Genomic DNA, 19,262 nt, shown 5'->3' with positions numbered 1-19,262 from the left:
AACTGTATAGGGCCTGGCATTCTCAGATAGGCTGATTATCTCAAATCATTACTTTTTGGTCAAGATTGAAGGCCATTGGAGAACGGAACCATGAAGGCCCGTGAAAGACAAGAGATCGAACCACCTGTTTATCGGAAACTCGGCCGATTGACCCTCATCCTTATTGGGCGTTCCATCTTTTCCGGATCTTTACCGCTCGTTCAATAATATCGGCGTTTTCGAGGATCTTGAGATGCAGGTCGCGGTCGAGCGATGGGTTATCGGCGAGGAATTTGTTGATTATGTTCAGCGCTTCCTCGCTTCGTTGGCCGCCGATGAAGGCGCCGAGCCAGCCGTTGACGAAGAATATCTTGCGGTTGCGTTTGTGATTGGGAAGCTCCTGCAGGGCTTTTTGCAAATAAGGCGATGTCAGCTCAGAATGCCGGATCGAGTTCCACGGCCCAAACGCCGCCTCGATCCAGCTCTCTGAAATTTCTTTGTTCTCGGTAAAATCCTTCCAGTACTTCGCCTTGTTCTCCGCCGTTGCGATGCCCGCCCTCGCGGCATAGGCATATCGCTTTGCATCGTCGCTCGTCTCCGTCTTCTCAAGCTCCGCCAATAGTTTCGGCGCATCCGAATCGCCCAGGATCAACAGCCGCGCAACGATGTCGAACCGGTCCTTGGTGCGAAGTGTCAGTAGCCCGACCGTGAGGGAGGGCTCAACGCGGCCCGTGCTCAACGTTGAGCCGTTACTAACATGAGGGCTACCGACACCCGCCAACAGCTCCTTCAACACGCCCCGCGCCTTCTCACTCGCCGCGATATTCAAAAACGCCCGATAGTATGTGATCCGCTGCCCGAGCGTCTCCGAAGTCTTCATCCGCTCGATCAGCAGGTCCTCGACGCGTGTCCGTAACCCGACACCCGGGGTCCCCGCCGGAGCATCTCCGCGTGGGGTGGAGGCCGTGAGCGAGGGCTCAACGCGGCCCGTGCTCGATCTTGAGCCCTTACTAACGTGCGGGCTACGGACACCGTCGCCGTCTTCGATGTAGTAATTCATCGCAGTCCCGATGCGGTTCAGCAGCAACGCGGTCGTCGATTCGTCGTCAATTGCAGAAGCCCGCACGTCAGTAAGGGCTTTACTTCCAGCTTGAGCGTTAAGCCCTTGCTCACGCGTGGGCCTCTGCAACACCTTCACCACCAGCTCCACATATTCACGCGGGTCGAGCTCGCCCTCGCGGACGCTGTCCCAAAGCGCGCCCCACATCATCGACCGCAGGAACGGGTCCTCTTCGTTCTGGATGTTCTTCAGAACATACTCGCGGCTCTTCTCGTCGAGGAGGAAAATGCCGTAGCCGTAGTCGCCATAGTTAGTTTGAATAAATTTAGGAGCCTCGAGTTCTTTCCTTGTTGATTTCGACGCTAGATCGCCAAAGTTGTAGCCCCATATTTCCTCGATCTCACGATCATTCTTGCCCAAAGTTACCCTTTCTACTCTTGTTTTGCCGTTTGCCAGAACATAGTAGAATTGCAGTCCTTCGGGCCAAATAGATGCATTACTCCGTCTGTTTGTACGCGGATAGCAAGGAAATCCTGTCTGAGAAAAAAGTAGAGTGATTTCTCCAGGTCGACCAGTCAATTTTGTGGATCTTGAATAATCTTCGATGCAAAGCCTGAAAGTTGGCAATCCTGATTGCTTCACCCAGGTTCGTGCCCAGTCAGTCAAATTACTATTTGTCGCTGTACCAAACTCCTTAACCAGATCTTCCCACCCCGCATTCCCAAACTCATACTTCTTCAAAAACGCCCGGACGGCCGTCTGGAACTTGTCTTCACCGAGATAAAACTCCGCCTGGCGGAGGAACGCCGGGGCTTTGTTGTAGACGATGTTGCCATAGGCGGATTTTGCGGCGGAGAGGTTCGGTATCTCTTGATAGATCGGCGTCGTGCCTTTGGTGGAATCGGTCTGGTAAGCGGCCTGTTTGACGCGTTCGTAGAAGACCTTCCAGGCGTTCATCTCGGACATGGTCTTTTCCATCGCCTTGTACGCCGTAAAGGTCGCAAAGCCCTCTTTCAGCCAAAGGTCGTCGAACCACCGCATCGTCACCGTGTCGCCGAACCACTGGTGCGACGCCTCGTGAAAGATCAGCAAAGCCCGCGAGATATGGTCGTTCTTGGTCGGCTCCTGCGGAAAGATGATCGCCGATTCCCGCAAAAACGTCGCCCCCGCATGCTCCATCCCGCCAAACGGAAACTCCGGTATCAGCACCAGATCGTACTTAGAGAATGGAAACTTGTAATCGAAATACTCCTCGAAGTATTTGACGGCCTCGCGATTCAGCCGAAAGACCTCAGCGGCATGAGGCTTGAACTTAGCGGCCTGTGACTTGCGGACGTAGATGCTGGTCTCCGGTGTCTGTAGCCCGACCGTTAGTAAGGGCTCAACGTTGTCGTTGCGCGACGTTGAGCCCTTACTAACGTGCGGGCTACTGACACCCGATGCGGAAACCCGACCCGTAGGGAGGGTGTTCTTATTCGGCGGCGAAGAGACACCCTCCCTACCGCTCAGGTTTCCGCCTGTGACCTTTTCGAACGGTCCGGCCGCGAATGCGAAGACGTAGGTGCTGATTGGTTTAGTTTCCTCGAATATTGAGGTGATTGGAGCTCCCGGATCCATAGCGAACCGCTGCGGTGCGTCTGTGTTTGATATCGAAAGCCAATCAAATGGAGTACGAACGGTCAGCGTAAATCTGGCCTTCAGATCCGGTTGGTCAAACACCGGAAACGCCGTGCTCGCGTCGCTTGGGACAAAGAGCGAGTAGATATACTCCGACCCGTCCTCTTTATCCACATACCGCGTGATCGCCGACCCGCTGGTCAATATCGGCGAGGTGAAATCCAGCTTGATCACGTTCTCGCCGATGACGACATTGTCGTAAAAGATGAGGTGCTCGTTTTCTTCGGAGTACGACATGTCGGTACCACCTACGGTAGCGGGCGGCGAGGACGTAATTGTCACAGGCCGACCGTTAACGGAAACATTCGAGATCGTCGACTTTTCTTCGTGACCTTTTATCTTGCGCCAGTCGAGAACAATATGGGGCACACTCCCTACCGGTCGTGTTTCCGCCTGTGCGGTTCCGCCACCAGATACCGCAGGTGGTACTGACTCCTTCACTCCCCAACTCCCTTTCTCCGCCACTCGCACCCGCACTTCCATCGTCCCTTTCAGCAGAGGCGACATCTTCTCGAGCGTCAGGTTCAGCTTGTAGCGGACGTCGCTGTAGCGCTCGGCCCGCCATTTCGCGAGCGTAAGCGAAACTCCGGGCTCGATCGGTGGGGCGTCAGGCGTCGCAAGCGGCTGAGCCATCAAAGGCTGAGCAAATGCCGAAATGTATGCCGTCAACAAAACGGCCGGCAGGAGCATCTTTTTCAAATTGTGTTTGGCCATATAGCTAATATATGATGCCGAAAAAAATGAAAAGTCGTCTTCTGCAATAGAATAATCCGCCTTTATCAACATGAAAAGGAGTGTTCAAAAAGATGAGTGCTTACGAACAATGGAACAAGTTGAACCCGAGCGAGAAACTCGCGATCGCTCAATATCCCGCTCTCGGAACCGCCGTACCCGTCGCAAAAGACAAGGCGTTTGCTGAAACCGTAAAACGGTTCGGCCATCAGGGACGTAATGATAATTCGGACGCCTTCAGGCATTGTTATTGGTCAGCTTTGCTGACCCGTGACGTTGGGTTTCTCGCGGCGTATGCATTCACAACGGCTCACGAGGATGTTCCCTCAAATCCACCTGCTGAAAAAGAGATGGACCTTCATAACAATATGCAGGGAATGGTCATCGGCATCAGGCATAAGGGAAGCAGCGATGACCAGATCTTGTCGGACGCATGCTTTTCGGCGCTGGCAGCAGGTAAGCTCAAGGTGATCAGTCCTTAGCTACGAAGGCAATAGAACAAGGTTCATTTCATGCGGATAACGCCATGCTTGACCGATGGAGTTGGCTCAAGCGTATCGATCCGAAAGTTCGCTGCGGTGAACACAAGATCGGAAAGGCGGTTGCTAAAGCGAGAAGTTGAAATTAACGAATCCGGTCGCTCGTACAGGCTGGCCATCGCGCGTAAAGGGTTTGAACCGCCATTTTTTTATCGCGTCGCGGGCTGCCGGCTGCAGCAGTGTCGGGCCACTCGCCTTATTGACCTCGGCGACCTCGCCATTCTCATCAACTTCGATCTCGAGGCGAACGACACCGGTCGCACGCATCTGGCGGGCCGTCGCAGGGTATGTCGGCGGCTGCTGTTTTGTGGCGTAATTGATCAGCGACCCGACCTCGACCGGGCCCGAAGACACGGCCGCCGCTGGCTTTTCAGCTTCCTCATCCTTGGTATCGTTTGCTTTCGTCCCGCCGCCGACCACCAGCACCGGGCGCTGCTGAACAGGCTTGTTATCTGCGGGTTTTGACTCCGGGGCTTCGGGCGTGTCGAGCGATGCGACCGAGGTATCGGACGGGACCGAGGTCTCTTTGGTCGCCGCGATCGTCAGGGGTTTTGAATTTTCGGCGATGGTGTTCGTGACCGCGGTCTCGGTCACGGCATTGAGGATAACGCTCTGCGAACTTGCCATTTGCTCGCGCGAATCGGCGATCTCGTCGCGCCAACGTCGTGCATCGTATTCGTCGCGGCCTAAAGCACTGCGTGCGGTAACGGCTTCTTCGAGCAAGGGTATCGCAACGGCGATCTTCTCTTTGTCTTTGGCGATCTCTTTTGCCTGTGATACGACCATCTCGAGCGTTGATCGCATCTGTTCGATGTCCGTCACGGCCTCAAGCGGCAGATTGCGTTCGGATACGGCCAACCCGAGCCCGCGATAACGGTCGGTCTGATTTCGCGCACCCTTGACGACCTGTCCAGCGACCGATGGATAAAGCACGGACGAATTTGAGTTGTTTGCCTTGTAGGAACGGAATGCTTCGGTCAGAAGCTCCTGTGCCCGCTTGTAATTGCCTTGTTCGAGAAAACTGTTCATCAGCAATACGGCTGCCACGGCGTTTACCGATGGGTCGGCCGATTCGCGGCGGATACTCTCGAGTTCGTAGACCGCGGCCGGATAATTGCGCACCGCGATAAAGGCCTTTGCCTTCGAGATCCGCTCATGCATTATCTCGCCTGCGGTCGGTGTTTTAACAGGTGTCTGCGTTTGGGCCTCGGGCGATCTGGCCGGCTGAGGTTGGGTCGGCTGCGGACTCTGAGCGTAAGCCGATGATATGAAAACGAAAATTAATGAGACTATCGAAGTGCATGACCTGCTGACTTTTAGCGGCATTTCAGTCCTCCTTTCCGACTTAAATTCTCCGTAAAGGCCAAGCGAACTCCTCGGGGTAAGGCTCACTCTTTATGACCCGTGCGTCACATACCGCCGTTCGGAAAATTATCAAAAAGGGCTTCTGTTAAAGCCCGCAACTCAATTCTTCAAACTTTCGATGATTTTATTGCGGTATGTGATTGCTTCCTGTTTTATAGCATTTTCGTTCAAAGTGAGCAACCGCCGGTTTTGCATGACGATCCGTCCGTTGATGATCACCGAACTCACATCCGAGGCTTTGGTCGCATAGACAAGATGCGAATAAACGTTAAAGAACGGTGTCTGATGCAGGCCGCTGAAATCTACGATCGCAATATCGGCCCGCTTTCCGGCCTCTAGCGAACCGATCAAATCGCCAAGGTGTAGCGCACGTGCGCCGCCGATCGTCGCCATCGTAAATGCCTGTTCGGCGGTCAGGACCTTCGGATCGCCCAGATGCAGTTTATGCAGCTTTGCCGCGGTGTCCATCTCTTCCCAAAGGCTAAGGTCGTTGTTCGATGCCGGGCCGTCAGTTCCAAGCCCGACCGACAGACCTTTTTGCAGCATCAGCGGGACGGGTGCGACGCCGGCCGCGAGCTTCATGTTCGATTGCGGGTTGTGCGCGATGCCGACGTTATATCGCTTCAAAATATCCAGTTCTGCTGCGTTTGCCTGGATCACATGCGCAGCGATCGTTCGGTCGTTAAAGAACGCGATCTTCTGCATGAATTCGATCGGCCGCATCCCTTCGTGCTTCTGCTGGATGAACTCGGTTTCTGTATTCGCCTCGGCTAGGTGTATGACAAGCGGCGCCCTTAGCCTGTCGGACATCGCGCGGGCCTGGGTCAGATTGTCTTCGCTAACGGTGTATGGAGCATGCGGGGCGATCGCCGGAACGATCAAAGGGTCGCCCTGCCATCGCTTTATGAATCTCTCGGTGTATTCCAGGCCCTCGGCGAAAGTCTTGTTGTCGGGTGCCGGAAAATCGAGCACCGTTTCACCGAGCACGCCGCGCATACCGGCCTTTTTCGTCTCTTCGGCGATCGCGTCCTCGAAATAATACATGTCGCAGAACGTCGTCGTGCCGCCGCGGATCATCTCGGCAAGGCCGAGCCGCGTTCCTGCCCGAACGAATGCCTCGTTGACGTTCTTTGCCTCCGCCGGAAAGATGAACTTGGTCAGCCATTCCTGCAGGTCCATATCATCCGCAATGCCGCGGAAGAGCGTCATCGGTACATGCGTATGTGTATTGATAAGGCCGGGAATTACGACGCTGCCCGTCGCGTTCGTGACCGTAGCCGCATAGTATCCGCGCTCGATCTCAGCCCGCGTCCCGACGGCTAATAACTTGTCCTGACGGATAGCTATCCCGCCGTTCTCGATGACGCGGCGGTCTTTGTCCATAGTGACGACGGTCCCGCCGACAATTATAAGGTCTGCCTTGGCTCGGGCTGCAGCCTGTCCGGATCCGTTCGCCGATATCAATGAGATCAGAATGAGTGCAAAAAAGGGCTTTATGGGTCGCATTTTAGGTTACTTGAGAAACTTTGAATCGAACGCACGCGGGAGCAGTTCGCTCATCATGATGGTCTCGGTCTTGCCGTGGAGATTCGCGAGGATGACCGGCACATCGCCGCAGAATTCCCAGATGATCTGCCGGCAGACACCGCACGGCGGCGTCAACTCTTCGGTATCGACAACGACCGCGATCCGGCCGAATTTCGTTACGCCGCGGGATATGCCTTTCCAGATGGAAACGCGTTCGGCGCAGACCGTTAATCCGTAGCTCGCCGATTCGACGTTGCAGCCGGTATAGATCGCGCCGTCCTCGGTCTCTACCGCGGCACCGACCTTGAAGTTCGAGTATGGAGCATATGCCCTTTTGCGAACGTCCGCGGCGGCATCGATCAATTCTTTCTCGGTATGTTTCATCTACTGAATTACGGCAGCCTTCTCTTCTTTAAGCCTCTCGCGAACAAGTCCGCAAAGAACCTCGACCGTGATCCCGGGCTGCGCCGCTTCGGGTATGATGATGTCCGCATGCCGCTTGGATGGCTCAACAAACTCGAAATGCATAGGGCGTATGGTTCGTTCGTATTGCTCAAGGGTACGTTCAAACGTGCGGCCGCGTTCGTTTATGTCGCGCCGAAGGCGGCGGATCAATCGTACATCATCCGGTGTGTCGACAAATACACGCAGGTCGAGCAGGTCGAGCACACGCGATTCGGCAAAGATCAATATTCCCTCGACGATGACCACCGGTTTTGGCTCGATGGTTATGATCTTGTCGCTTCGCGTGTGCGTGACAAAATCGTAAAGCGGCATTTCGACCGTCAATCCCTGTTTGAGCCTGATCAGGTGATTGACCAGCATGTCGCTGTCGATCGAATCAGGATGATCAAAATTCGCCTGATGCCGCTCGTCGAGCGGCATATCAGCGAGGTTCCGATAATACGAATCCTGTTCGACCAGGACGACATTCGTTTTCCCGACAGCGTCAACGATCGACCGCGCTATGGTCGTTTTTCCAGAACCTGTTCCACCGCAAATGCCAATGATCATATTCTCGCGACGATCCGTCGAAGCAGTTCTCTGAATATCTCGGCTACTTTTGCGCCGGTTTCCATTACTTCCTGATGATTGATGCTTTCGCCCGTCATGCCGGCCGCAAAATTCGTGATGCACGAGATACCGAGAACCCTCGTTCCCTGATGACGCGCCGCGATCGCCTCGGGCACGGTCGACATTCCGACCGCATTCGCCCCGAGCTGACGGTACATCCTCACCTCGGAAGGCGTTTCATATGTTGGGCCCGAAAGTGCGCAGTAAACGCCGCGATGTAGAAAATCGATCTTTGCTTCGTCGATGCCTTTCTCGAACCGTTCGTGTGCTATGGCATTTGCCTGTTCGTCCGCGATCTTTTGCAGCTCCCGGTCATAAACTTCGGTCATATCCGGAAACCGGGGTCCGAACCGCGTATCATTCTTGCCCCGCAACGGGTTGACGCCCATACAGTTAAGGTGGTCGGTTATCAGCATGAGGCTGCCTGGGCGAAACTCGGATTCAAGGCTGCCGGCGGCGTTCGTGAGGATCACGGTCTCGATACCGGCCCGGCCGAACGCGCGCATCGGAAACATCACTTGTTCCATCGAATAGCCTTCGTAATAATGGAAACGGCCCTGCTGGACCGCGACCGGGATCCCCTCGGCTTCACCAAGCACCAACTGGCCGGCATGCCCTTCGACGGTCGAGACCGCGAAATGCGGGATCTCGGAATAGGGAATGTGAACCGCATTCACGAGGTCATCAGCAAACGCCCCGAGCCCGCTGCCCAAAACTATGGCGACCTTCGGTTCCCCCGAGTATTTCGATCTGATGAATTCTGCGGCTTCTGTTGCCTGATCGTAGTTCATTCCGGATCTGACCTTGCCTATGATCAATTTTCTTTACGGTACGGCACACCGAGAGCCTTAGGAGCACGCGACAAACCAATAAAGCCTGCGAGCACGATGATCGTCAGAACGTAAGGGATCATCTCAATGAACTGCACGGGTATGCTCTCGCCTGACGGCAGCTTAAAGGCCCCCTGGATCTGAATGGTCAAAGCCTCCATGAATCCAAAAAACAGGCAGGTCAGCAAGACAGGCACCGGCCTCCATTTTGCAAGGATCAAAGCCGCTAGAGCTATGAACCCGCGCCCGGCTGTCATCGACTTTGTGAAAAGCGACGATTGCCCGGTTGAAAGATACGCTCCGCCGGCAGCTGCAAGTATTCCCGAGATAATGACCGCCGTGTACCGAAGCCTTGTCACCGATACACCCGCGGCGTCCGCGGCAGCAGGATTTTCGCCGGTTGCTCGAAGACGCAGCCCGAACGGCGTTCGATACAATACGTACCAGCAGATCGGCACAAGAGCAAAAGCAAGTATCGAGGCTATCGAAATGCTGTTGAAGTAGTTAGGCAGCTGATCGGCTTTATCGATCTGCGGTGTCGAGCCTGTCGAATCGTAAATGACGCCGCTTATCAAAGCCGGCAATCCGATCATAAGAAAGTTGATCGCCATCCCCGCAACGACCTGATCGGCCTCAAACTTGATACAGGCAACTGCGTACAATGCCGCAAGCAAACCGCCTGATACGATACCGGTCAAAAATCCAAGATAGGGATTGCCTGTCTGGAATGTGACCACGGCCGCCGTGAATGCACCAGCCAGCATCAAACCCTCGAGCGCAATGTTAATTACCCCCGATCGCTCTGAAAAAAGACCGCCGAGAGCCGCAAAGATCAAAGGCGTTGCCGAACGTATCGCAGCGAAGATGAGTGCGAAAGTAAAGATCTCGCTCATGCCTTTGCTTTGCCTCCCCTGCCTTTGGAATAAATCTGCAGGCATGCAACAAAAAGGATTATGATCGCCTGCAGGACCCAGCCGAGATCTTTCGAGACCTTTTGTGTGAATGCATCCACAAAGATCTCACCGCGCAGAAGAACTCCGAAAAATATCGCCGCGATAAATACCCCAAGCGGATGATTGCGGCCGAGAAGAGCGACCGCTATCCCGAGAAATCCCCAGTCGGCGGAAAAGCCGACCTCGAAATGGTGACGCGTTCCCATCACCTCGCCGATCGCTACCATCCCCGCCAGCATACCCGAGATCGTCATCGCAACCACGATCTGTTTTTTCGGCGAGATCCCACCGTACTCGGCAGCCGACGGGTTTTCGCCGACGGCTCGTAGCTCGTAGCCCCATTTTGTCTTCCAGAGAAAGACGTAAACCGCGATGCACATCAAAATGCCGATCAGGAATGCAACGTTCAGCGGCACATCCGGCGGTATGAATGTTAGGAATTGATTTAGCCGCGGGATCTCGGCGGCCGCGCCGATCTCGGCCGTTCGCTGTATCGGGTCACCCGGGATCTTATAGTAATACTGTGTGAAATAACCGACGAGGGCGATCGCGATGAAGTTGAGCATGATCGTGTTGATCACCTCATGCGCGCCGAACTTTGCCTTCAAGACGCCCGGTATCGCGCCCCAAAAGCCCCCAACAATGATCGCCGCCGCAATACACATCGGAACCAGAAGGAGAGACGGCAGACTTGCCCATGACCAATTTTCCTCTTTACCAAAAATATTTACGACCGTTCCGCCAAACTTGATGCCGACCCAGGCGGCGGCAAATGCCGCTACATATAGCTGTCCCTCGGCTCCGATATTAAGCAGTCCGCACCGGAAGGCGACAGCGACGGCAAGTCCGGTAAAGATCAATGGCGTGGCGTAATGCAGCGTCCAACCGATGTCCTTTATCGATCCGAACGAACTCGTGATCAGCCAGCTATAAGCGTCGATCGGATCATCGCCCAGTATCAATATGATGACACCGCCGACGATGAACGCCGCAGCAACAGCGATCAACGGCCACAGAATTTCACGGAAGATCTTCATTGGTCAGCCTTGCGCCGCAAGCCTCGGACCGTCGGGTCTCGGCTTGTATCTCATTGGAACTTATGAGGAACGACGATTAAATATACCCGACAATCGGCTGAAGTGTCATCCCAAAAACCAACAAAATCCGTTATGCGCGATTAAATTTGGTCACTCGCTAATTTTGACTTGACAATATATGACTCAAGTTTTATTATCCTATCAGACTAACTATTTAGTCATTGAACTCAATCAACTAGTACTTTTTTGGAGGATATGACCATGAACGTTGTTAAATATGACCCTTTTCGTGAGCTACGCGGCTTGCATGACGAGATGAATCGGCTTTTTACGGGTGTTGTCCCAGCTGGTCTGAATCGTGATGAGTTCATTCGAGGCGCCTGGAGCCCGAGCGTAGATATCTTTGAAGACGATTCGAAACTGATCGTCGAAGCTGAACTCCCGGGCATGAAGCGTGATGATTTCGAGCTGACTGTGGAAAACAACGTGCTGACGCTCAAAGGTGAGAGGAAGTTCGAGAAGAAGACCGAGGGCGACAATTATCATCGCATCGAGCGTTCTTACGGATCGTTCACCCGCCAGTTCACTCTGCCGCAAACGGTTACAGCAGACGGAGCGACGGCTGATTTTGAGAACGGCATTTTGCGGATCGCATTGCCGAAGCGTGAGGAGACCAAGGCTCGCAAGATCGAGATCTCAGGCTCAGGCACCGAAGCTAAGGCCATTGAGACCGAGGCCAAGACCTCGACGGCCGGAGCCTAGTTTGCTCGTTGAGATGAGGACGCAGAGCTACTGAGCGATGCTCAGCTTATGACTCTGCGTCCTTTCGTTTGTGCGTTAAGATAAATATATGAGATTCGACAGATTCACCATTCGAGGTCAGGAAGCTGTTCAGGAAGCGATCGCGGCAGCGGAAAAGAACCAAAATCAACAGGTTGAGCCCGAACATATTTTGCTCGCAATGCTCGAACAGAAGGAAGGTGTCGTGCGTCCGATATTCGGTAAGATCGGAGCCAACACCGGACCGATCGTCAGTGAGCTCCAGTCCGCGATCGAGAAGTTTCCAAAGGTTTCCGGCGGACAACAGTTCTTTAGTTCGCGAACCAACACGCTCTTTCAGTCGGTCCAGAAAGAAGCGGAAAAAATGCAGGACGAATACGTTTCGACCGAGCATCTTCTTCTCGCAATAGCTGATGAAAAAGAAGGTGACGCCGGACGGATCCTTCGCTCGAATGGCATAAACCGTGACGACCTTGAAAAGGTGATCACCGAAATGCGCGGCGGTTCGCGTATCACGGAGCAGAATGCCGAGGAGAATTTTCAGGCCTTGGAGAAATATGCGCTTGATCTGACCGATCGTGCCCGCAAAGGAAAGCTCGATCCCGTAATAGGTCGGGACGATGAGATTCGGCGAACGATACAGATACTCTCGCGACGGACCAAAAACAACCCGGTTCTGATCGGCGAACCGGGCGTCGGTAAGACCGCAATTGTCGAAGGCCTTGCACAGCGCATCGTTTCGGGCGACGTTCCCGAGACCTTGAAGAACAAAAGGCTGGTATCGCTCGACCTTGGGGCGATGCTCGCCGGCGCAAAATATCGGGGTGAATTTGAGGACAGGCTCAAAGCAGTTTTGAAAGAGGTCGAAAAGGCAGAGGGGCAGATCATCCTGTTCATTGACGAACTGCACACCCTCGTAGGTGCGGGCGCATCCGAAGGCGCTATTGATGCATCAAATATGCTCAAGCCCGCGTTGGCCCGCGGCACGCTTCGGGCGGTCGGTGCGACGACACTCAACGAGTATCAAAAGTATATAGAAAAGGACAAGGCCCTCGAGCGTCGTTTTCAGCAGGTTTACGTCGGCGAACCGAATGTCGAAGACACAATAGCTATACTTCGCGGATTGAAGGAGAGATATGAGGTTCACCACGGCGTTCGCATCAAGGACTCGGCGATAGTTGCTGCTGCGACATTATCGAATCGCTACATCACCGACCGATTCCTGCCGGACAAGGCGATCGACCTTATTGACGAGGCTGCGTCGCGGCTTCGTATCGAGATCGATTCCTTACCACAGGAGATCGACGTCCTCGAACGCGAGATCCTGCAGCTCGAGATCGAGCGACAGGCACTTTCACGCGAGACCGACGAAAAATCAAAGGAGCGCCTTGCCGACATCGAGAAACGGATCGCCGATCTGAAGGAAAAATCGTCGGCGATGAAAGCGAAGTGGCAATCCGAAAAAGAAGAGATCGAGAAGATGCGGACGGGTAAAGAGCAGCTTGAACAGGCAAAGCTCGAACTTGAACAAGCCCGTCAAGCCGGCGATCTGACCAAAGCGGCAGAACTGCAGTACGGCCGCATACCGGAGCTTGAAAAGCAGTTGAAGACTGAGCAAGATCGTCTCGAAGACCTGCAGAAAGAAGGTGTTTTCCTCAAAGAAGAGGTCGATGAGGAAGACGTCGCCCAGGTGGTCGCCAAATGGACCGGAGTTCCGGTGACAAAGATGCTCGAGGGCGAGATGCAGAAGCTCGTTTCCATGGAAGACAACCTGCGCAAGCGGGTGATCGGCCAGGACGAGGCATTGAACGCGGTCGCGAATGCTGTCCGGCGTGCTCGAGCCGGATTGCAGGACCCGAACCGTCCGGTCGGATCTTTCATCTTTCTCGGGCCAACAGGCGTTGGAAAGACCGAAACGGCCCGAGCCCTGGCAGAGTTTTTATTCGACGACGAACGGGCAATGGTAAGGCTCGATATGTCGGAATACATGGAAAAGCACGCCGTCGCACGAATGATCGGCGCGCCTCCCGGCTATGTCGGTTACGAAGAAGGCGGACAGTTGACCGAAGCGGTGCGGCGAAGACCTTATTCCGTCGTCCTTTTCGACGAGATCGAAAAGGCGCATCCTGACGTATTCAACGTGCTTCTCCAGATACTTGATGACGGCCGTCTGACCGACAGCAAGGGCCGCGTCGTTGATTTCAAAAATACAGTTCTGATCATGACGTCGAACCTTGGTTCGCGCGAGATCCAGGCCTCCGCGGAAAATCCGTTGGCTGATCGCGATATCAAAAACGATGTCCTGCGAGTATTGCGCGACCATTTCAAACCCGAATTTCTTAATCGTATCGATGACATCGTCGTGTTCACGCAGCTGTCGCGAGAACAGATCGCTACGATCATCGATGTTCAGCTCGAGAAGCTTCGGGCAAACCTTGCTGAGCGCAGCATTGTGATAGAACTCGACGATACAGCAAGAGATCTATTGGTCGAGCAGGGCTACGATCCGGTCTACGGGGCGCGCCCCTTAAAGCGTGCGATCCAATCGCTGATACAAAATCCGTTAGCGGTGAAGTTACTGAACGGTGAGATCGGTGCCGGACAGACCGTGCGAGTTTCAGCCGAAAGCGGTGAGATGAAGTTCGAATCGGTTTCGAGCGAACGGAAGGCAGTAAGCAGTTGAGCTCTCTGAGCGCGGGCTGCGGGCTGCCGATCGGTCGTGTTAGCGAATTATCCGTTCGCCTACGAGCCGTCCTCACCAGGTCGCGTGTCGAGATCTGTGTGCTTTCAATAAAGCGGCCGAAGGAATAGAATTTAGTTCGATGTTAAAGCGAAAGAAAATGAGTGAAACAGACCACCTCATCGAAGACCACAAAGATACCGAGGAGATCAAGATCCCGGTGAATGACAAACGCCGGTTCAACGATCTGGGCGAGCGAGTTGCGGAAGATCCGAAACCGGTCAATGCAGAGCCGGTTCGTTCACAAAAAGAGGTTGAATTGGAGACGAAGCTCAAGGCAGAGGTCGAACGCCGCGAAGCCGCCGAAGCCAAGCTTGTGGGTGTCCAGGCCAAGTTTGACGAGGCGAAGAGCGGGCTTGAGAAAGAAACGGCCGAAATGCGGGCCCGTCTTATGAAGACGCTGGAAGATAGAGCGAGTCAAAGTAAGTTCAACTTTCTGGTCACACTTCTTCCGGTTCTCGACAACCTAAATCTCGCGGTCGCCGCGAGCGAGGCCGATCCGTCGCTCGACAATCTGCGCGAAGGTGTTCGCGGTACCGCGCGTTCATTCGAGCATGCATTGGCCAGCGTAGGCGTCGAACCAGTCCTTTCTACTGGGACATTGTTCGATCCTGAACTTCATGAGGCGGTAGATATGGTGGCGGTTGACGCTGACATGGATGGGAAGGTCGTCAAAGAATACTCCAGAGGATATCGTTTTGGCGACCGGCTGCTTAGACCGGCGCGGGTTCAGGTCGGAAAAGCTTTGTCGCAATCGGCCGTTGAATGATCAGCACTTTGGCGATTTCGCTTGTTTCGTGAACGATGACAAACCGAATTCGGCTCTGAGAGTTTCTTTCAGAGCCGTTTCCTTCATGAACGCCGGTTGAGTCGATCTAACGAGCGTGAATCCGTTTATCACCAAGATTCGTATGAGAATTTGTGCATATTTTCGGTCATCGGACACATCGAATCAGGGTGCAACATTATGCTTGTATCGAATCGGGATTGAGGTGATACAATAGAAGTCGGCCCGACCGTTTCGGACAAAGGATACCGAACAAGGCAGTACAAGATTTATGGCAGATATTGACGCTTATAAGGACAAATTCAGCGAAAGTGGCCGACGTGTTTTGGAAACCGCGCTCGACGCTTCAAGGAAGCACGATCAAAACTATGTTTCGATCGAGCATATCCTTCACGCAGTCGCCAACGAAGAGGACGAACTCTTTACGTCGACCATGCGGGATCTTGCCGTCGATCCGCGGTCGGTCAAACTGTTGATCGAAAAGCGAATGGAGACCGGGCGTCAGCACACGGGGAAAGGATTTCGCATTGCACCGGAGACAACGGAGTTATTCAAGCGCGCGATGGACCGGGCCCGTTCGCAAGGCCGTCGTGTGATAGATGGCAGCGACATTTTCTATGTCCTTTCCAACGATGAACGCAGCATCTTGAACGATGTACTCCAAAACCTCGGGGTTCCGTCCGATGAGGTCGCTCAGACGGCCCGGACGCGAATTCGCAAGAGGGAAAAAGAGGAAGAGCGTGTCAGGCAGAAATACGAGCTTCCGAGTTTTCTCCGCCATTTCGGCGTATCGATGAACAAGCTTGCCAGGCAGGATAAGATACCGCCGACGATCGGCCGCGAGAAAGAGATATTGCAGATGATCGAGATCCTTTCGCACCGCGAAAGGTCGAATTCCCCGATGCTTGTTGGCGAACCCGGTGTCGGGAAAACCGCCGTTGTCGAAGGTCTCGCGCGGCTTATCGAGCTCGAGCCTGAAAAGGTTCCGGCTCGGCTGCGTGATTCTCACATCGTCCAACTTCAGATGGGCGGGCTGGTCGCCGGAACAATGCTTCGCGGCATGTTCGAAGAGCGCATCAAGGGCATCATCGATGAAGTAAAAGAGAAGGACAACATAATCCTCTTCATTGACGAAGCCCATACCATCATCGGCGCAGGTGCGGCGATGGGAACAACCTCCGATGCGGCCAACATGTTCAAGTCGGCCCTGGCTCGTGGCGAGCTGCGGATCATCGGCGCGACGACGATAACCGAGTACAAGGAATATATAGGTGAGGACGAGGCACTCTCGCGGCGTTTTAGGTTGGTCAAAGTGGATGAACCGACGATCGACGAGACGAAAGAGATACTATTGGGCCTTCGGCCGCGGTTAGAGAAAAACTATTCCGTCACGATCTCGGACGAGGCGATCAACACCGCGCTCGAGATGTCGCCGAAATATATCCGCAATCTTCACCTCCCGGACAAAGCGATCGGGTGGCTGGATACCGCATCGGTGAAGGTCGAGATAAACGAACCTGAGAAACTGGTCGTTCGGCCCGAGCACATTATCGATGTGATCTCTCAGGAATCGCGCATTCCGAAGGACATGATCTACCGCGAGACCTCTGATCGGTTCTCGCAAATGGAGATGGACCTCGCAGGCCGCGTGATCGGGCAGAAAGAAGCTGTTAGATCGGTGGCCGAAAGGCTCAGGCTCAACAAAGGCCCGCTCAAGGACAACCATTATGCTCCGGACGGCGTTCTACTTTTCCTCGGCCCGACCGGTGTCGGAAAGACCGAACTTGCAAAGGCCGTTGCCGAATTCATGTTCGGCGATGAGAGCAAGATGGTCCGGATCGATATGTCGGAATACGGTGACGGGACGGTCGGTATCGAAAAGCTTATCGGTATGCCCCGCGGGATCGTTGGGTCTGAACGCGGCGGAATTTTGACCGAACAACTGCGTGACAATCCGTATACGGTCCTTTTGCTTGACGAAGTCGAGAAAGCGTCGCCCTACCTGATGAACATCTTCCTTCAGGCATTTGACGAAGGTTGGCTGACCGACGGCCGCGGCAAGAAGGTCTATTTGTCGGATGCGATCGTAATAATGACGTCCAACCTTGGATCTGAGAACTTCAAGAAGTACGAGAAACCTCTTGGCTTCGGCCAGAAAACTCTTGGCGATATGAAGCAGATCAAAGGCGATGTGATGAAAGCGGCCGAGACCCGGTTCACTCCCGAGTTTCGTAACCGCATCGATGAGATCATTGTTTTCTCGCCGCTGACCATGGACGAAGTTCGCGAGATAGCTCGCCTTTATCTCGCTAAAATGAGAAAGCAGATGGAGCGACAGGGAAAGGTTGTCGAGATCACCGAGCCGGCGATCGATATGTTGACCGAAAAAGGATTCAGCCCCGCCTATGGAGCTCGTTTCTTAAAGCGGCACATCGACCAAAAGGTAAAACTTCCGATCACAAACCAATGGAAGTCAGGGACTCGGTTCACTGTCGACGCAGAGGACGGCGAGATCACCGTCAGGCCGAACGATGCACTCAGCCTGAACTAATAAGCGATCCTGGATCTGCCGATAACCTTTTAAGGCCAAGGCTTTGGTGCTAACATGCACCAAAGCCTTTCGAACATTAGAGTGAGAATATGAAAAGCACGATCTTTTTTTGCGGCGGCCGGGAAGCATCTATTTCGTTCTCACCTGTCTTTATTGTTGGGCTGGCCGTTCTTTTCTTTGGTTCTGCCGCGTTTGGCCAGACCGATCCGCCAAAGCAGATACCGACTAGGCCCTCCGCGGTCAGTTCCGCATCGCCGCCAGTCCTGGGCCCGACAAAGCCTTACGAATTGATCGAGAAACCTCAGCCCGGCTATACCGAAACGGCTCGATACAACGGGGTTGAGGGCGTTGTGCGTCTAAAGGTAGAGTTTCTTGCCACCGGCGAGATAGGTGAGGTCATTCCGATGACCTATCTGCCGAATGGGCTGACCGAAAGGGCTGTTGCTGCAGCGAAAAAGATCAAATTCAAGCCGAAACTGATCAACGGCAAACCGGAAACCACGATCGTCGATGTCGACTATAATTTTAGTATCTTTTACGAGAACGATGATAAGGACGTTGCAACACCGGCGATGATCACAAGCATGCCGAAACCGGAGATCAAAGCAGCCGACTTGCCGGCTTCTGCCGCTCGCAGAATATCGGTCGTGTTATTCCTCGGTGCAGATCGTCGGGTATCGGTCTTTCGGTACGTTACTGAATTGCCGGATTCGATGAAACCGCGCTTCGTCGAAGCGGTAAAAAAGATCAGGTTCAGGCCGGCTGTTCACCGCAGCGGCAAAAGGACCAGTGTCACAAAAACGGTTGTTTATGAGTTTTAGCTGCCATTCTGCCAAGCTCTGTGAGTTCGCTATCGGTCTGTTATTTATCGTGACTGTCATCCCAGTTACGGCTCAAGATCGCGAACGCGATGAAAAGGCCGACGCCGTTATTTCGAAGGCCGTATCGTTCCTCGGCGGCGATAAATACCTCAATGTCACGTCTCAGCTTGGTCGCGGACGGTTCAGCTTGATCCGCGATGGAGCTGTCATTTCGTTTCAGGCGTTTCACGATGTGATCGTTTTTCCGGATAAAGAGCGGACCGAGTTCAAAAGCGGCAAAACCAGAACCGTGCAAACAAACATCGGCGGCTCTGGGTGGATTTACGACGGCGATATGGAAACCATCAAGGAGCAGACCGAAGCCCAGATTGAGAGCTTTAGGCGCGGCCTCCGCGTCAGCCTTGACAACCTCCTTCGCGGTAGTTGGCGAAAAGAAGCCAGCCTTGCTTACGTGGGAAGGCGACCGTCGACGCTTGGCAGGCGAAATGATGTTGTCAGGTTGACGTACGAAGATGGATTGGTCGTGGAATTCGAATTCGCCGCAGACGATGGTGCACCGCAAAAAGCTATATACAAGCGAACGAATTCGGAAGGCGAAGAAACCGTCGAAGAGGACCGATACGCCCAGTTCGTTGATACGGGTGGAATTCGGTCTCCGTTCATAATCGACCGCTTTACAAATGGGTCGCACACCTCGCGGATCAATTACCAGTCCGTAGAATATAACGGCCGATTTCCCGACTCGACGTTCGCAAAGCCCGCCGACCTAAAGGAAATGAAGAAAAGCTTCAAATTATAGTTCGGTTCAGG

At 53.9% G+C, this 19,262-nt stretch carries 15 protein-coding genes; 7 read left to right on the top strand and 8 right to left on the bottom strand.

From position 1 onward, the window contains the following. Positions 1-160: 160 nt before the first annotated feature. The gene (locus tag IPM28_14135; protein ID MBK9174120.1) at positions 161-3,430 is read right to left on the bottom strand and encodes a hypothetical protein; all 3,270 of its coding nucleotides are present in this window, start codon (positions 3,428-3,430) and stop codon (positions 161-163) included. A 92-nt stretch (positions 3,431-3,522) separates the two neighbouring features. Here IPM28_14135 and IPM28_14130 point away from each other — a divergent pair, with 92 nt between their 5' ends. Beyond that, positions 3,523-3,930: a hypothetical protein gene (locus IPM28_14130; GenBank protein ID MBK9174119.1), complete on the top strand. Its 408-nt coding sequence runs from the start codon at positions 3,523-3,525 to the stop codon at positions 3,928-3,930. Positions 3,931-4,053: 123 nt separating this feature from the next. Here IPM28_14130 and IPM28_14125 read toward each other — a convergent pair whose 3' ends face one another. The 7 genes from IPM28_14125 to IPM28_14095 all read right to left on the bottom strand — a co-directional run bounded on the left by IPM28_14125 (position 4,054) and on the right by IPM28_14095 (position 10,773). Then, positions 4,054-5,313, bottom strand: coding sequence for an energy transducer TonB (locus IPM28_14125; protein ID MBK9174118.1), 1,260 nt, complete (start codon positions 5,311-5,313; stop codon positions 4,054-4,056). Positions 5,314-5,451: 138 nt separating this feature from the next. Further along, the gene (locus IPM28_14120) at positions 5,452-6,858 is read right to left on the bottom strand and encodes an amidohydrolase (protein MBK9174117.1); all 1,407 of its coding nucleotides are present in this window, start codon (positions 6,856-6,858) and stop codon (positions 5,452-5,454) included. A 6-nt stretch (positions 6,859-6,864) separates the two neighbouring features. Then, entirely contained in the window at positions 6,865-7,263 is a 399-nt protein-coding gene (locus tag IPM28_14115; GenBank protein MBK9174116.1) for a cytidine deaminase, read from the bottom strand. After that, positions 7,264-7,893, bottom strand: a complete 630-nt coding sequence (gene udk, locus IPM28_14110; protein MBK9174115.1) for a uridine kinase — start codon at positions 7,891-7,893, stop codon at positions 7,264-7,266. Next, entirely contained in the window at positions 7,890-8,744 is an 855-nt protein-coding gene (locus tag IPM28_14105) for a purine-nucleoside phosphorylase (GenBank protein ID MBK9174114.1), read from the bottom strand. Before IPM28_14105 ends, udk begins: the two co-directional genes overlap by 4 nt. 23 nt (positions 8,745-8,767) lie before the next feature. Next, complete coding sequence (locus tag IPM28_14100; protein MBK9174113.1) at positions 8,768-9,676, bottom strand: ABC transporter permease; 909 nt, start codon at positions 9,674-9,676, stop codon at positions 8,768-8,770. Then, a complete protein-coding gene (locus IPM28_14095) occupies positions 9,673-10,773 on the bottom strand; it encodes an ABC transporter permease (protein ID MBK9174112.1) in 1,101 nt (366 codons plus the stop codon). Before IPM28_14095 ends, IPM28_14100 begins: the two co-directional genes overlap by 4 nt. 261 nt (positions 10,774-11,034) lie before the next feature. Between IPM28_14095 and IPM28_14090 the strand changes: the two genes are divergently transcribed. From IPM28_14090 to IPM28_14065, 6 genes are all read left to right on the top strand, one after another. Continuing rightward, positions 11,035-11,535, top strand: a complete 501-nt coding sequence (locus tag IPM28_14090; protein MBK9174111.1) for an Hsp20/alpha crystallin family protein — start codon at positions 11,035-11,037, stop codon at positions 11,533-11,535. An 88-nt stretch (positions 11,536-11,623) separates the two neighbouring features. Next, positions 11,624-14,236, top strand: coding sequence for an ATP-dependent chaperone ClpB (clpB, locus tag IPM28_14085; GenBank protein MBK9174110.1), 2,613 nt, complete (start codon positions 11,624-11,626; stop codon positions 14,234-14,236). A gap of 157 nt (positions 14,237-14,393) precedes the next feature. Further along, the gene (locus IPM28_14080; protein ID MBK9174109.1) at positions 14,394-15,062 is read left to right on the top strand and encodes a nucleotide exchange factor GrpE; all 669 of its coding nucleotides are present in this window, start codon (positions 14,394-14,396) and stop codon (positions 15,060-15,062) included. Between the two features lie 289 nt (positions 15,063-15,351). Next, the gene (locus IPM28_14075; GenBank protein ID MBK9174108.1) at positions 15,352-17,631 is read left to right on the top strand and encodes an ATP-dependent Clp protease ATP-binding subunit; all 2,280 of its coding nucleotides are present in this window, start codon (positions 15,352-15,354) and stop codon (positions 17,629-17,631) included. A gap of 89 nt (positions 17,632-17,720) precedes the next feature. Further along, the gene (locus IPM28_14070; protein MBK9174107.1) at positions 17,721-18,452 is read left to right on the top strand and encodes an energy transducer TonB; all 732 of its coding nucleotides are present in this window, start codon (positions 17,721-17,723) and stop codon (positions 18,450-18,452) included. After that, the gene (locus tag IPM28_14065) at positions 18,442-19,251 is read left to right on the top strand and encodes a hypothetical protein (protein MBK9174106.1); all 810 of its coding nucleotides are present in this window, start codon (positions 18,442-18,444) and stop codon (positions 19,249-19,251) included. The genes IPM28_14070 and IPM28_14065 overlap by 11 nt, the downstream gene beginning before the upstream one ends. Positions 19,252-19,262: the final 11 nt, after the last annotated feature.

This window comes from Chloracidobacterium sp., from assembly GCA_016716305.1.
Taxonomy (GTDB): domain Bacteria; phylum Acidobacteriota; class Blastocatellia; order Pyrinomonadales; family Pyrinomonadaceae; genus OLB17.
This window is presented reverse-complemented; position numbering and strand designations above follow the sequence as displayed.